11 protein-coding genes are annotated in these 13,763 nt (G+C 68.8%); all 11 read right to left on the bottom strand.

What is annotated here, in order from left to right; genetic code table 11:
- Window positions 1-3 precede the first annotated feature (3 nt).
- The 11 genes from xrtA to QE379_RS08050 all read right to left on the bottom strand — a co-directional run bounded on the left by xrtA (window position 4) and on the right by QE379_RS08050 (window position 13,647).
- On the bottom strand, window positions 4-1,509 hold the full coding sequence (gene xrtA / locus QE379_RS08100) for an exosortase A (protein ID WP_306999563.1): 1,506 nt from the start codon (window positions 1,507-1,509) through the stop codon (window positions 4-6).
- Entirely contained in the window at window positions 1,506-2,666 is a 1,161-nt protein-coding gene (locus QE379_RS08095) for a TIGR03087 family PEP-CTERM/XrtA system glycosyltransferase (RefSeq protein ID WP_306999561.1), read from the bottom strand. The genes xrtA and QE379_RS08095 overlap by 4 nt, the downstream gene beginning before the upstream one ends.
- Window positions 2,663-3,700 (bottom strand): FemAB family XrtA/PEP-CTERM system-associated protein, encoded by a 1,038-nt coding sequence (locus QE379_RS08090; RefSeq protein WP_306999559.1) that lies wholly within the window; start codon window positions 3,698-3,700, stop codon window positions 2,663-2,665. Before QE379_RS08090 ends, QE379_RS08095 begins: the two co-directional genes overlap by 4 nt.
- Window positions 3,697-4,554: an XrtA system polysaccharide deacetylase gene (locus tag QE379_RS08085; protein ID WP_306999557.1), complete on the bottom strand. Its 858-nt coding sequence runs from the start codon at window positions 4,552-4,554 to the stop codon at window positions 3,697-3,699. The genes QE379_RS08090 and QE379_RS08085 overlap by 4 nt, the downstream gene beginning before the upstream one ends.
- Window positions 4,555-4,558: 4 nt before the next feature.
- Window positions 4,559-5,914 carry an ExeA family protein gene (locus tag QE379_RS08080; protein ID WP_307003136.1) on the bottom strand — a complete coding sequence of 452 codons (1,356 nt, stop codon included), beginning with the start codon at window positions 5,912-5,914 and terminating at the stop codon, window positions 4,559-4,561.
- A 19-nt stretch (window positions 5,915-5,933) separates the two neighbouring features.
- The gene (locus QE379_RS08075; protein ID WP_306999555.1) at window positions 5,934-7,652 is read right to left on the bottom strand and encodes a hypothetical protein; all 1,719 of its coding nucleotides are present in this window, start codon (window positions 7,650-7,652) and stop codon (window positions 5,934-5,936) included.
- Window positions 7,649-8,617: an AAA family ATPase gene (locus tag QE379_RS08070; protein ID WP_306999553.1), complete on the bottom strand. Its 969-nt coding sequence runs from the start codon at window positions 8,615-8,617 to the stop codon at window positions 7,649-7,651. The genes QE379_RS08075 and QE379_RS08070 overlap by 4 nt, the downstream gene beginning before the upstream one ends.
- A gap of 62 nt (window positions 8,618-8,679) precedes the next feature.
- Window positions 8,680-10,191, bottom strand: coding sequence for an XrtA system polysaccharide chain length determinant (locus QE379_RS08065; RefSeq protein WP_306999551.1), 1,512 nt, complete (start codon window positions 10,189-10,191; stop codon window positions 8,680-8,682).
- A 12-nt stretch (window positions 10,192-10,203) separates the two neighbouring features.
- Window positions 10,204-10,842, bottom strand: coding sequence for an XrtA/PEP-CTERM system exopolysaccharide export protein (locus QE379_RS08060; protein ID WP_306999548.1), 639 nt, complete (start codon window positions 10,840-10,842; stop codon window positions 10,204-10,206).
- Between the two features lie 91 nt (window positions 10,843-10,933).
- Complete coding sequence (locus QE379_RS08055; RefSeq protein ID WP_306999546.1) at window positions 10,934-12,160, bottom strand: pyridoxal-dependent decarboxylase, exosortase A system-associated; 1,227 nt, start codon at window positions 12,158-12,160, stop codon at window positions 10,934-10,936.
- Entirely contained in the window at window positions 12,157-13,647 is a 1,491-nt protein-coding gene (locus QE379_RS08050; RefSeq protein ID WP_306999544.1) for an AMP-binding protein, read from the bottom strand. The genes QE379_RS08055 and QE379_RS08050 overlap by 4 nt, the downstream gene beginning before the upstream one ends.
- Window positions 13,648-13,763: the final 116 nt, after the last annotated feature.

Below are 13,763 nucleotides of genomic sequence, written 5' to 3'. Positions count from 1 at the left end.
CGGTCAGCGTGCCCCGGTCAGCCGGTCGGCGAACGCATCCACCGGGCCGAGTGCGCGGACAAAGGCCTGGATCGCGGCGGGATCGTCCCCCTCACTCGCGACATGAATTGCCACCGCGGTCTGGCGCTGGCCCATCAGGCGGGCCTTCATCGTTTCGATCTTCACGCGTCGCATATCCGGGGTCAGCCTATCGCCGATCCGGTACCAGGTCGCAACGTCGCGCTGCACCTGCTGGCCGTTCGACCCGGTCGTGATCAGCCGCACCGCGTCGCCGCCCGCGATCCGGCCCAGATCGGCGACGCGGATCCAGCGATCGTCCTCGTGCAGGATGCCGGTGCCGAACGCGCCCAGCTTGCCCCCCTCGCGCTGGCGGGAGAAGACCGCGACCGCCAGATCGACCTGATGCCCGTCGGCGTCCTTGTAGCTGCGCATCAGCACCGCATCCGCGCCGGGATAATAGGGCCGCCACATGCTGACCTGCTCCGCCGGACTCCAGCCCGGCACATCGGGCAGTGCCATCCGGGCGGGAAGCGTCGCGGTGCGTGATCCGGCGAAACCGCTCCAACTGGGATAGAGTGCGGTGATCGTCACCGCCAGCGCCGCCGCCAGCAACGGGTCGATCCGATACCTCGGCCTGGCCGAGAGCCGCTGGGGATCGAAGGCGGGATCGTCGGGCGAGCGGTCGAAGAACTGCCATCCGATCGCCAGCACCGCCGCCATCACGATCGCGAAGAACACCCAGCCGAAGATGATGTGATCGACGCCCCCCGCCACCTCGATCGAGGTCTTGTCGGCGGCGAAGATCGTCCCCCAGGCGCGCACGCCATTGGCGAGCACCGGCACTATCAGCGAGACGATCATGAATATAGCGCGCCGCCAGGGCGACTTGAAGCACAGATTGGCGACCAGCGCGGCGAAGGCAACCATGGCGAGGACGAATTTCGACCCCGAACAGGCCTCCGCCACCTCGAACCAATAGCGTCCGGCATGGATCAGCACGCCGTCCGCCGAGGCGGGGATGCCGCTCCAGTCGAGCAGGGGCATGACGATCGACACGGTGATCTGCTGGAGCGGCTTTTCCAGTTCCGCGCCGAACGGCACCAGGAACCAGGCATAGGCGAGCGGGAACAGCATCCCCCGCGCGACCATCGGGCCGAGCAGGGTGACGACCAGTCCCTCGATCACCGCGACCAGTCCCAATTGCCGGACCAGCGCAACGGTGGCGGACTCGCCCAGCAGCCAGAGCAACCCGCCGCCCGCGACCAGCAACAGCCCCGGCCACCAGGCGACGGGGGTCAGTTGCGACAGCTCCGCGCGACGCTGCCAGATCAGCCAGCCGACGACCGGGCCGATGAACAGGCAGTGCCCATAGGTCGTGCTGGTCCACCAGATATCGACCAGATGCGCCACATCGCGCCGGAAGAGGAACAGCACCGCCAGCGCCGCCGCGCCCAGCAGCACCAGATGCCAGGTCCAGCGCCCGGACTTCATCCTCTCCCCCAATGTCACGCCGCCACATCCTTCAGCAACAGGTCCAGCGGCGCGAGACGGGCCGCCCAGTCATAGCGGGCCAGCACCCGCGCGCGCGCCGCGCCATTATTGGCAGGGCCGTTCAGCGCGGCGATCACCCGGTCGGCGAAGTCGCGATCCCCTTCTGCCACCGCGATGGTGCCGCCATGGTCGATCCCCTCCGCCGCCGCGGTCGAGGCGACGACGGGCCGCGCCATCGCCATCGCCTCCAGCAGCTTGTTCTGGATACCCCGCGCCAGGTCCAGCGGTGCGACGCAGACATGCGCGCGGGCCAGCCAGAGGCGGGTGTCGGGCACCTCGCCGGTGACGATCACCCCCTCCCCCGCCAGACGCCGCACCGCCGGGGTCGGCGCGCGTCCGACGATGGCGAACCGCGCGGACGGGCAGGCGGCGCGGACCAGCGGCAGGATGCGCGTGGCGAAGCGCGTCACCGCGTCAATGTTCGGGCGGTAATCCATCTGCCCGGTGAAGACGATCAGGGGTTCCCCCGAACGCGCCTCGCGGATCGCATCGGGGTCATAGGTCGCGGCGTCGATCCCGTTCTCGATGGCGACGATCCGCCCCTGCCCGCCGCCCGCGCGGAACAGCGCCGCCTCCGCCTCGCTGACGAACAGCGTCGCATCGACCTCGTCGGCAATCCGGCGCTCATAATCGCCCAGCCGCTTTGCCTCGCGCGTCAGCATCGCGCGCATCGGCCAGCGGGCCTTTGGCGCCATGGCGGCGAATTTGGCGGAGTCGACATCGACCATGTCCATGATCGTCGGCTCGGGCCCGCGATACTGCGCCATCTGGCCGGAGAAGATATAGGTCGCCGCGACCCGGTGATCGGCGCGCACCCGCGCCGCCGCACGCGCCATGTCGGGATGGGCGAAGGCGGGGAGCGAGATGGGTTTGCCCTTCGCCAGCGCCTGGATCGCCGCGACCGGCATCGACCTGGTCCGGCGGACGATATGGCAACTCGCCAGCAGGGCGCGAAACGCGGGCGGCGGATCGAAGTCCGCCTCGCTCTCGGCAAAGGCGCACAGATGCACCCGCCACTCGCGCGCCAGATGCCGCAGGACGTGATAGCTGCGGATCTTGTCGCCACGGTCGGGGGGAAAGGGCACGCGGTGCGCCAGGAACAGCAGGTCCCTCACCCAAGGCCCCGCGCGATCGGCGGCCCCGCCAGCCGCGCCGCCCAGACCGGCAGGCGCTTCCACACCGCGATCATCAGCGCATATTTGGGGTCGAGCGGATTGATCGCGCGCGGCCCCGTCGCGCTGCGGCTGGCATAGACCAGCGGCCGCCCCTCGAACCCCCAATTCTTCTTGAACGCCGCCGCGCCCGTCCCAACCTTCGACCGACCGAAATCGAAGGCGCGGCAACCTCGCGCGCGGGCATGGCGCATCAGCGCGAAATACATCATGTCATTGGCGCGAAGCCCCCGCGCCGCCTGCGTTCCCCCACCCCAATAGGGATAGACGGTGCCGCCATGATAGAGGTTCAGCACGCTCGCCACCGCCCGTCCCCCGTGCCGCACGGTCAGCACATCGGCATCGAGCCGCGCCACCGCCTCGCGGAACAGCCGGGCCGGGAAGACCGGCGTCCCCAGATTGCGGACCGACTCGGCATAGATGCGGTAATGCTCGGCCAGCATTGCCGGATCGCGGCCCGTCACCACCTCCAGTTCCTGCGACAGCGCCTTGCGCACCTCGGCCCGCTGCTTACGCGGGATCGCCTTCAACTCGGCCTCGTCATCCGCCGCCAAGGGACGGACGAAGCCGAGATAGCTGTCCGCATCCGCCGTCCAGCCATCGGGAACCGACCCGCCGCGCAACTCGACCGAGCCGATCTTGCGCTCCGCCGCCAGCGCCCATGCCGCGTCGGCCAGCGCATCGCCGTGCTGCCCCAGCACACCGCCATCGACGCCGAAGCCGGTCGACACCATCGCCGCCCCGAACAAGGGCGATCGGATTTCGCTGAGCGGCAGGACGCCGGTGATCGCACCCTCGCCACCTTCCGCGATCAGGTAATGCGCCGTCTGTCCGCAGCCCGCCGCCCCCGCCTTCAGCCAGCCGGTCAGGTGGAAGGGCGTTCCCTCCGCCTGGGCGGTGACGAAGGCATCGATCCGCGCGCATTCCGTCTCGCGCGCCAGATCGGCGACGCGGATATTCGGGCCGCCCGTGGTCATGCCAGGCGCGCCGCTTCCTCGGCCGCGACCTGATCGACCCGGCCCCAGTCATGGCGGGTCAGCAACCCCCGCAACTTGCCCGCCATCGCGCCCAGGCGGCTGTAATGGCGGATGCGCGAGCGCAGCGGCGCGTTCGCCACGCGCGGTTGGCCGGGATCGACTTCCCAGGGGTGGAAATAGAAGATCGCACCGTGCACGTCGCGCTGGACCTGCCCGACCGCGACATCGGTCAGCCTGGCCGGAAGCAACCGGAAAAAGCCCCCGCCCGTCGCCAGCCGCCGCTGGCCGAACTGCGCGACCGTCACCGGCAGCTCGATCAGGTCGGAATCGGCCACCGGTCGCCACGCATAGCGCGGCGACTCCGCCCAGCCATAATGGTCGTGGCGAAGCGGCGCGACGCTGGAGGAATAACGATAACCCGCCTCGGCCAGCACCGGATGCGCCCATGGCGTGCGGCGGTCGATCGAGAAGCTGGGCGCGCGATAGCCGGTGACGGCCTGCCCACTCGCATCCTCGATCGCCACCTGCGCGCGGGCCAGGTCGGCGCGAAACTGGTCGGCGGTCATGGTGAAGACGCGCTGATGGTCCCAGCCATGGCTCGCCATCTCATGCCCGGCATCGACGATGCGGCGGATCAGCGAAGGGTGGCGATGCGCGACCCAACCCAAGGTGAAGAAGGTCGCGCGCGTGCCCGTCTCCGCGAACAGCGACAGCACGGCATCGGTATTCGCCTCGACCCGGCTGTCGAGGCGATCCCAGTCGGCCTTGTCGATCGTCTTTTCGAACGCGCCGACCTGAAACCATTCCTCGACATCCACCGACATGCCGTTGATCGGTCGACGGGTGTCGGTCATGCCCTCAGGCGGCATGGCCCCACGCCCCCGGTCGGATGGTGGAGACGTCTTCCCGGCGGGCGTCACCGCCCCGATTGTCGATCTCCGACCATTCGACCAGCAGGGTCAGAACCCGGCGTAGCGCCGCCTCCTGCTGCGCCAACCGCGTTTCCAGTTGTGCGACACGGTCTTCCAGCGCGGCGACCGACGAAGTAGCGGCAGGGGTTTCGGCGACAGGCTCGACCTGAGGTTCGGGCTCTGCCTGAACCTGGGGCTTGGGGCGAAGCGAGACGGGTTCCGGTGCGGGCGGCGGCGCGACGACGCGGTGGCGCGGCGCTTCGGCCTGCGGCGTGACGGGCGTGCGCTGGATCGGGTCGCCCGCGCGGACAGGCATCGCCGCATGACCATTGCCGAATATCGCCGACCGCATGCTGCCGTCCGTCGCGACATGAACGGTGGCACCATTGAGCTTGAAGGACTTCATCGTCGACGCGCCATTCATCGGACGTTCCTCGATCGCAGGGATAGTGGCATCGGTTGGGGGAAGCGTGGAAAGGCGATCGCGGCCCAGATCGGCAGCCATGTCGGCGGCGACGCTCTCGACCGTGTCCTGGCCGATCAGTTCGATCCCCTCGATCGCGGCTTGCAGCAGCACGCGCCCCGCCAGCACGTTCAGGCGGCGCGGCACGCCGTTCGACGCGGCGTACAGCGCGTCAAAGGCATCGGCGGCGAAATCGGGGCGGCCGGTCCAGCCCGCGACCGCCAGGCGATGGGCGATGTAATCGGGGACCTCGTCCGCCTCCATCGGGTCCAGATGGTGGATGGCGATGACCCGCTGGCGAAGCTGTTCGACCGCCGCCGACCCCAGCAGGCGTTCGCGAAATTCGGGCTGTCCGACCAGCAGGATCTGGAGCAGCGCATGGCCGCCCGCCTGGAAGTTGGACAACATGCGCAATTCTTCGAGCGAGCCGAGTGGCAGCGCCTGCGCCTCGTCGACGATCAGCAGGATGCGGCGACCGTCGCGCGCCACGCCGTGCAACGCGCGCTCGATACCGGACAGCAGCGACGCCTTGGTCAGCCCCTGCGCATCGACGTTGAGCTGTTCGGCCAGGACGCGGAGCAGATCGTGCGGCTCGACCGCCGTCGACACGATGTGCAGCACCTTCAACCGCCGGGGGTCGAGCGTTTCGATCAGATGGCCGACCAACGTCGTCTTGCCCGCGCCGACATCGCCGGTGATGACGATGAAGCCCTCACCCTGCGCAAGGCCATAGCCCAGATAGGCCATCGCCTTGCCGTGGGTCGTGGTCTCGTACCAGAAACGCGGGTCCGGCGTCAGTTGAAACGGGCGTTCGCCCAGACCGAAATGGGTCTCGTACATCATCGTGCCTTTCGGCCGGTCAGAATTGATATCTCGCGGCGATCAGGGCCTGTGCCGACAGGGCATTGGTCAGGTCGCCGACCGTGAAATGATACAATCCTACCGACGCGGTTGTTCCGAGCCGACCGAAGTTGCGGTAATAGCTGGCGGTCGTTCCCAGCGATACCACGTCCTCGGCCCCCGCCAACCTACTGGCGTAATAGTTAACGAAGCCATTCACGTTAAGCCCCGAATGGAGGCCGAGCGCATGGGCGAAGAAAATCTGTGCGTAATAACTCTCGTCCTCGGCGCCATAGACGATGATGCCGGGCGATCCTTCGGGCGCGAACAGCCGCCGATTGGCATAGCCGATGCCGAAGCCCAGCGTCGAGCGCCCGCGCGACATGGCGATCGTCGCATCCGCCCCCCGCGCGCGGTAGACGGAGGTCTGCACCGATTGCAGCACGTCGTTCAGGCACCCGCCCGGCGTCGTGCCGGTGGCGGAGAAGACGCATCCGTTGAACTGCTGGCCAAAGGCGTCGCGCGTCTCGATGAAGTCGGTCGGCAGATTGGACAGGCCGTTGCGAAGCTGCCGCCCGAAGGTCTGGATACCGTCATAGACCGCCGCCTGGATCACGACACCGCGCGACGCCTGATAGCGCGCCAGCCCGGTGAGGCTGAGCGATCCGTAACGCTCGCCGACATGCCCCTCCACCGAGGTACGGCGATCAGGCCGCCAGATCACGCCCGCGTCGTAATAGACGCCGTCGGTGCGATAGGCGATGCGGCGGGGGCCGTCGGGATCGGTGATGAAACGGCCCCGGCTGTCGACCAGCGGACGACCGGCGGCGTCGCGTTCGGGGTCGCGCTGGCTGGTCTCGATGCGTTCATAGCCGACCCCCGTCGTCAGCGCGACATAGGGTGAGATCGGCTTCAGCACGTCGCCGCGCACGAACCACCCCTCGTAACGCTGGGCCAGTTGCCCGGCATCGTCGCGGTCATAGGCGGCGTTGAACGACAGGCCGACAGGGGCGACCGCACCGGGCCGCGCCGTCGCGCTGAACGTCGCAAGCTGGTTCACGCTGTCGCTGAAATAGTCGAGCCGCGGCTGGCCCGGAGCGAGGCCGCTCAGCCCCGGCGTATCGACCCGGGTATAGCCCAGCCGGTAATTGGCCCCGATCTGCACCGGCCCCGCCTGCGTCACCAGAGACGGGCCGATATAGGCGGTGTAGATTTGCGAGATATTGCCGATATCGCCGACCAGCACGCCGGGCGCTGCACCCCGGATATCGGCGCGGCTGCGGGTCGCCAGTGCGCCGCCTTCGACGCTGAGATCGCGGGTCAGGCGATAGCTGCCACGCGCCAGCCCGCTATGCACATCGCCGCTACCCGCGCGGTCGCTCCAGCCGATGCGATGTTCGTAGCGATAGCTGATCTGCCCCTCTGCCCGCGCGGTCTGCACCGCCGCATTCACCCCGGCGGCCAGCGTCGTATAGGTCACGACATCGCCGCGATTGAGATCGGCGCTCAGCAGTTGCCCGACCTCGACATAGGGGGTGATCCGCGCGCGGCGGGCGGACGGCGCGGCATTGGCGACGGCACCGCCAGGTGCCGAACCCGCCTGGGCCGGGTCCGCCCCGCCCGCCGCCATTCCCCCGCCGGGCGCGACCGCTCCATCCCGAACCTGTGCCGCGAGCGCGGTCGGCGATGCCGCCAACCCGCACGCGACACCGGCCAGAAGGAAGCGGCGAAGGATCACAGTGCGCCGTCCTTCCCATATTTGCCATAATAGCCGAACCGGCGGCTGCCGGGGACGAAGGCCACGCTGTTCAGGACGAGCTGGATATGCTCGCACGCATCGAGCAGCGCGACCGCCGCCGACACTTCGCTTTCCGGCGTGCGGTCGGCGCGGACGACCATCATCACCTGCCCCGCCAGCATCGCCAGCACCGAGGCGGGCGACGCGGCCAGCGCGGGCGGCGAGTCGAAGATGATGAGGCGACGCGGATTGGCGGACAAGAGCCGCTGCACCACCGTGCGGGTCCGGGCGGAGGCCAGCAATTCGGTATCGCTGGCGGTCCGCGTGCCGCAGGGCAGGACCGACAGGTGCGGGACGTCGGTGGGGATCACCAGCGACTCGACATCGATGCTGCCGTCGTCCAGCGCGTCGAGCAGCCCCGGCCCCTCGGCCAGCCCCAGCCGGGCCAGAACGTCGGGCTTGGCCACATCGGCATCGACCAGCAGCACCTCGGTATCCCGCTCCGCCGCCAGCGACAGAGCGAGGTTGACCGAGCAGAAGGTCTTGCCGTCCTGCGGCCGCGCCGAACAGACCAGCACGACGCGCGCCCTGTCGCCCTCGCCGCCCGCCACGAGCCGCTGGCTGGTGATGATGAGCTGGCGTTTGACCAGCCGGAACTCCTCGGCCAGCGGACCGATCGGCGCGCCGGGGACGATCATCCCGTTTTCCGCCAGCATCGCGCGATCGACCATCGCGACGTCGGAAAAGCCGGGATCATATTCGCTCGCCAGAAACTCCTCGTCGCCCGGCTGGGCCAGGAACTCGGCGGGAATGGCGCTGAGCGATGCAGGCAATTCGACCGGCGCCATGGACGGCGGAGCAACCGGCTCGTGGGGCGCAACGTCCGCCGCCGGTGCATCCTCCACGACTTCCGCCCTGGACTCGTCCGGGATCGGACCGCGCATATAGGTGCGGAGATCGTACACGTTCGCCGCTCTTTCGAGCAGCGAGGGTTCCCGGCGGGGTCTGGGGGTTTTCACGCTTCCGTTCACGCGGCCATTCCCCGTTGTAATAGCTCGATCGCCAGCACCATGACATAGGCCCCGCCCAGCGCCGCCGTCCCGCCAAGGAACAGTTTCATCCGCTGCGCCCGCGCCGTCGCCTGTGCGCGCGTCACCACTTCGCCGATCGCGCCGATCACCGGCAGGCCCATCGTCCGCTGAAGCGACTGGGGCGTGGTGAAGGTCTGGCGCAGCTTGGACAGGGCGAAGGCCGATCCGATGCCCAGCCCCAGCCCCGCCGCGAACACCATGCTCAGCAGCAACATGCGGTTGGGCGCGGTCGGCGCGCGGGAATAGGTCGGCGGGTCGATCAGGGTGAAGCGCATCGCATCCGTCTGGTTCTGCGCCTGTCCGCGCAGCGCGACCTGTTCACGCTGGCGAAGCAACTGGTCGTAGCTGTCCTTCAGCACCTGATAATCGCGGTCGTTCGCGCCCTGCGCCGCCGCCGCCTCGGGATCGCTCGACAGGCTGGCGTTCAGCCGGTCGAGGTCGTTCTGCAACTGCGACTTGCGGATCTTCAGGCTGGCGAGCTGAGACTGCTTCTCCGCCGCCATCGACTGAAGCGACATGTAGAGCGGATTGGGCTGCCCCCCCGCCGCGCCGCCCGCCGGTTCGGCGCGGACCGCCGCCTGCGCCGCCGACAACTGGTTCTTCAGCGCGACGACATCGGGATGGTTCTCGGTATAGCCCCGCGCCCGCGCGTCGGAGAGCTGGCCCTGAATGGCCGTCAGCCGTGCGCGGGCGGGGCTGACCGCGACGCCGCCGCCTTCGCTCACCGTGCGCGGGGTGCCCGCCAACTGCCCCTGCACCGCCGCGAAGCTCGACTGGGCGGCGGCCAGATCGCTGTCCACCTGCGCCATTTGCGAGCGGGCCAGACCGATCCGGTCCGCGACCGAGCCGGTCCCCGGCAGCCCCCCCAGGAACTGGTTCTGATATTGCGCGCGCCGCGCCTCGGCGATCTGGAGCTGTTTCTGCCGGTCGTTCAACTGCTTGTCGAGAAAGGCGAGGCTCTGGTTGGTATTGTTGCGATCGCCGACCAGATTGGATTCGACGAAGATATCGATCAGCTTCTGCGCGACCTGCTGCGCCAGCTTGGGGCTGGACTGGGTCACGGTCAGTTGGAAGATCGTGTCCTGCTGGTTCTCGATCTTGATCGCCTGCGCCAGCGACGAGACGCGCGCGGCGACATCCGCGTCGCTCGACACCGTGCTGGCCAGATCGGTGCCGCGCACCACCTTTTGCAGATTGATCGCGGAGATCAGCGTCTGGCGCACCCGGTCCACCGAATCCATGTCGTTCGGCTGGCCGTTCGTCATGCCGTCGGGCAGGATCTGCGAATTCTGGACCGCGATGCGCGCGCGGGATTCATATTTGCTGGGGATCTGGGCGACGAACAGCCATCCCACGATGCACACGGTCCACGCCACCGCCAGCGCCAGCCAGCGGCGTATCCATATGGCATGGATCGCGATGCGGATCTCGTCCTGAATGCTCGACACCGGCGATCGACCTCAGAACATCGATTCGGGGATGATGATGACGTCGCCAGGTTCCAGCCGGACATTGGCGCTGGAGTCGCCCTTCCTTAACAGGTCGTTGATCTGCAACGCGAATTCCTGCTGCTTGCCGGTCGCGCGGTCGGTCCGCACCAACTTCGCCTTGTTGCCCGCCGCATATTGGTTCAGCCCACCCACCGCGATCATCGCGTCGAGCAGCGTCATGTTCGCGCGGTAGGGGATGGCGGCGGGCTTTTCGGTCGCGCCGACGATCCGCACCTGCTGGCTGTAGGTGCCGGAGAAATTCTCGACGATCACCGACACGATCGGGTTGGAGACATATTCGGACAGCGCCTTCTTCAGATCCTCCTGAAGCATGGCGGGCGTCTTGCCCACGGCGGGCATGTCGTTGACCAGCGGCGTGGTGATGCGGCCATCGGGGCGCACCTGCACCTTGGTCGACAGATCGGGATTGCGCCACACGAAGATGTTGAGCGTGTCGAGCGGGCCGATCACATATTCCTCGCCCGGCTGCTCCTTGCGCGCGACATAGCCGGCCGAGGGCAGCTCGGCCTTGGTGCCGCCGGTCGAACAGGCGGTCAGTGTCGAGGCGGCCATGCCGACGAGCAGAAGGGAACGGGCGAACCAAGCCATGCGAACAAGTCTCCTGAACCTTCCGCGCCGACAGGTCACGAAAGGCAAATTGCGCATGGTCCGCTATGACACCCAATAGGTGAACAGAGCGTTATGCCCTTGCGAACGGACCCATCTCTTCCCCGGCGGGGGGGTGGCCCAGAAACGCGGCGGGGCTGGCCGAGGCGCCATAGGCCCCTGCCAGAAAGATCGCGACGATATCGCCCACCCGCCCGGACGGCAACGCCACCCGGTCGCCCAGCCGGTCGAGCGGGGTGCAGAGCGGACCGACCACCGACACCGTCTCCACCGGTTCCGCCCCCATCGCATGGGCCAGCGCCAGCGGATAGTTGCGTCGGACGACGGTACCGAAATTGCCGCTCGCCGCCAATTGATGGTTGAGCCCGCCGTCGAGGATCAGGAACGTCTCGCCCCCGCTGTCCTTGCGGTCGATGACGCGCGCCAGATAGACCCCCGCCTCCGCGACCAGCCAGCGGCCCAGCTCGATTGCGAAACGGCTGTCGGCCAGGATCGCGGGCCGCGCGTGCAGCGCCTGTTCCAGCGCCTCACCCACCCGCGCGATGTCGAGCGCTGTGTCGCCCGCAAAGTAAGGAACGCCGAAGCCGCCGCCCAGATTGACCAGCGGCGGCGCCTGTCCCGCCTCCTCCGCCAGCCGCGCGGCGAGCGCGATCGTGGCCGCCTGCGTATCGATGATCGCCTGCGGGTCGAGCGCCTGACTGCCCGCATAGATGTGGAAACCGCGCCAGTCCGCGCCGCCCGCGACCAGATGCCGGACGAGCGCGGGCACCCGCTCCGCATCGATGCCGAAGGGCGAGGGCCGCCCGCCCATCTTCATCCCCGATCCGCGCAACTCGACATCGGGATTCACCCGGACGGCGAGGCGCGGCCGTATCCCCAGCCGCTCGGCCATGGCGAGCGCGCGGGTCGCCTCGCCCTCCGATTCCAGGTTGAGGGTGATGCCGCCCTGGATCGCGGCGGTCAGTTCCGCATCGCGCTTGCCGGGCCCGGCGAAGCTGACCGGCTTGCCCAGCCCCGCCACCTTGGCCAGTTCGCCCGCCGAGGCGACGTCGAACCCGTCCACCATCTCCGCCATGACCGACAGCAGCGGCGGAAACGGATTGGCCTTGATCGCATAATGAAGGTCGATCGAGGGAAAACCGGCCCGGAACCGGGCGACCCGCGCGGCGACGATGGCGGGATCATAGACGAAGAGCGGACCATCACGCCCGCGCATCCAATCCTCCGCGCTGCGCCCGGCGATCGTCAGCGCGCCCTGCGGACCGGCGAATTCGGGGGGGATGGGGCCCATCGGCTTCATCGCGTCATATCCTTGTCGAGCAGTCCCCGGCGCAGCGCGGCGCGGTCCAGCTTGCCGTTCGCGTTGCGCGGCAGGTCCTCGCGCCACTCGAACCGTGCGGGCTGCATGAAATTGGGCAGGTCGCGCTTCAACCGGGCGCGCAATTCGGGTTCCATGGCGGGATCGCCCGCCAACACCACGACGATCGCCTGCCCCTGTGCCTCGTCCGCCACGCCGATCGCCACCGCCTCGCGCGCTTCGCCGCCGGAGAGTACCGCCTCTTCCACCTCCTGCGGGCTGATCCGGTTGCCCGCGACCTTGATCATCTCGTCATCGCGCCCGACGAAGCGGAGCAGGCCGTCCGCTCCCTCCACCACCGTATCGCCCGACCAGACGGCGCAAGGCCAGCCCGGCGCGGGTCGGAAGCGCTGCGCCGTCCGCTCCGCATCGCGCCAATAGCCCTGTGCGACCAGCGGCCCGGCATGGACCAGTTCCCCCGGTTCGCCCGGCGCCGCGCGTGTCCCGTCGGGGCGCAGCACCATCACCTCGGCAAAGGGGATCGCCCGGCCGATCGCATCGGGATGCGCATCGATCAGCGCGGGGTCGAGATAGGTCGACCGAAACGCCTCGGTCAGCCCGTACATGGCATAGAGGTCCGCCGCCGGAAAACGCTCGCGCAGGCCACGCACCAGGCGTGGCGTCAGCGCGCCGCCGGAATTGGTCAGGCGACGGATCGGTGCGATCGCCACCTCCGGCCAGGCGCTCGACAGCAACTGGGTCCAGAGCGGCGGCACCCCCGCCAGTGTCGTCGCCCCGACCCGCGCTACCGCCTTCACCACGTCGCGCGGCGTCAGATAGTCGAGCGGCGCGACCGCGCCCCCCGCCGCCCAGGTCGAGAAGAGCTGGTTCTGCCCATAATCGAAGCTGAAGGGCAGGACGGCCAGCACCCGGTCATCGGGCGTCAGCCGCAGATACTCGGCGACCGAGACCGCCCCGAACCACAGATTGGCGTGGCTGAGCATCACTCCCTTGGGCCGCCCCGTGGAGCCGGAGGTATAGAGGATCGCCGCCAGCGTATCGGGATCGGCAGCGGAGCGGTGCAGCGCATCGCCCTCCCCCGCCTCGGTGAACAGGCGGACGCCCTCGGCCACATCGCCGGGCTCCAGCGTCGCGGCGCGCGGGCCATGGGTCAGCAGCATCGCCGCCCCGCTATCGGCCAGGATATGCGCCACCTGCGCGCGCTTGAGCAGCGGATTGACCGGGACATGGACCAGCCCGGCACGCGGCGCGGCCAGCGGCATCAGCGCGGCGGCGCGGGTCTTGGGCAACCAACTCGCCACCCGGTCGCCGGGCGCGAAGCCCTGCGCCGCGAGCCACCCCGCCAGCCGCCCGACCGCGTCCTCGACCTCGGCGAAGGTCAGGCCCGCGTCACGCTCGATCAACGCAGGGGCATCGCCTGCGCCGCACAGGACATGGTCGATCGGATAAGCGGTCGGATCGAGGGTCATCGGGCCATCTACATGGGGCCGGGGGATAAAGTCGAGCGCATGGGGACAGGTGATGAGGAGACGTCCGTCCGCCCATAGGGACACGGCTTCGCATACGGCGGGCTCCCCCCTTCCAC

The organism is Sphingomonas sp. SORGH_AS_0879, assembly GCF_030819175.1.
In the GTDB taxonomy this organism is placed as follows: Bacteria; Pseudomonadota; Alphaproteobacteria; order Sphingomonadales; family Sphingomonadaceae; genus Sphingomonas.
This window is presented reverse-complemented; position numbering and strand designations above follow the sequence as displayed.

What these genes read in the sequence shown, in the direction of transcription:
- QE379_RS08085 (WP_306999557.1), bottom strand. Translation starts at nt 4,554, where the DNA reads ATGACCGACACCCGTCGACCGATCAACGGCATGTCGGTGGATGTCGAG.
- QE379_RS08060 (WP_306999548.1), bottom strand. Translation starts at nt 10,842, where the DNA reads ATGGCTTGGTTCGCCCGTTCCCTTCTGCTCGTCGGCATGGCCGCCTCG.
- QE379_RS08050 (WP_306999544.1), bottom strand. Translation starts at nt 13,647, where the DNA reads ATGACCCTCGATCCGACCGCTTATCCGATCGACCATGTCCTGTGCGGC.
- QE379_RS08055 (WP_306999546.1), bottom strand. Translation starts at nt 12,160, where the DNA reads ATGAAGCCGATGGGCCCCATCCCCCCCGAATTCGCCGGTCCGCAGGGC.
- QE379_RS08080 (WP_307003136.1), bottom strand. Translation starts at nt 5,914, where the DNA reads ATGTACGAGACCCATTTCGGTCTGGGCGAACGCCCGTTTCAACTGACG.
- QE379_RS08090 (WP_306999559.1), bottom strand. Translation starts at nt 3,700, where the DNA reads ATGACCACGGGCGGCCCGAATATCCGCGTCGCCGATCTGGCGCGCGAG.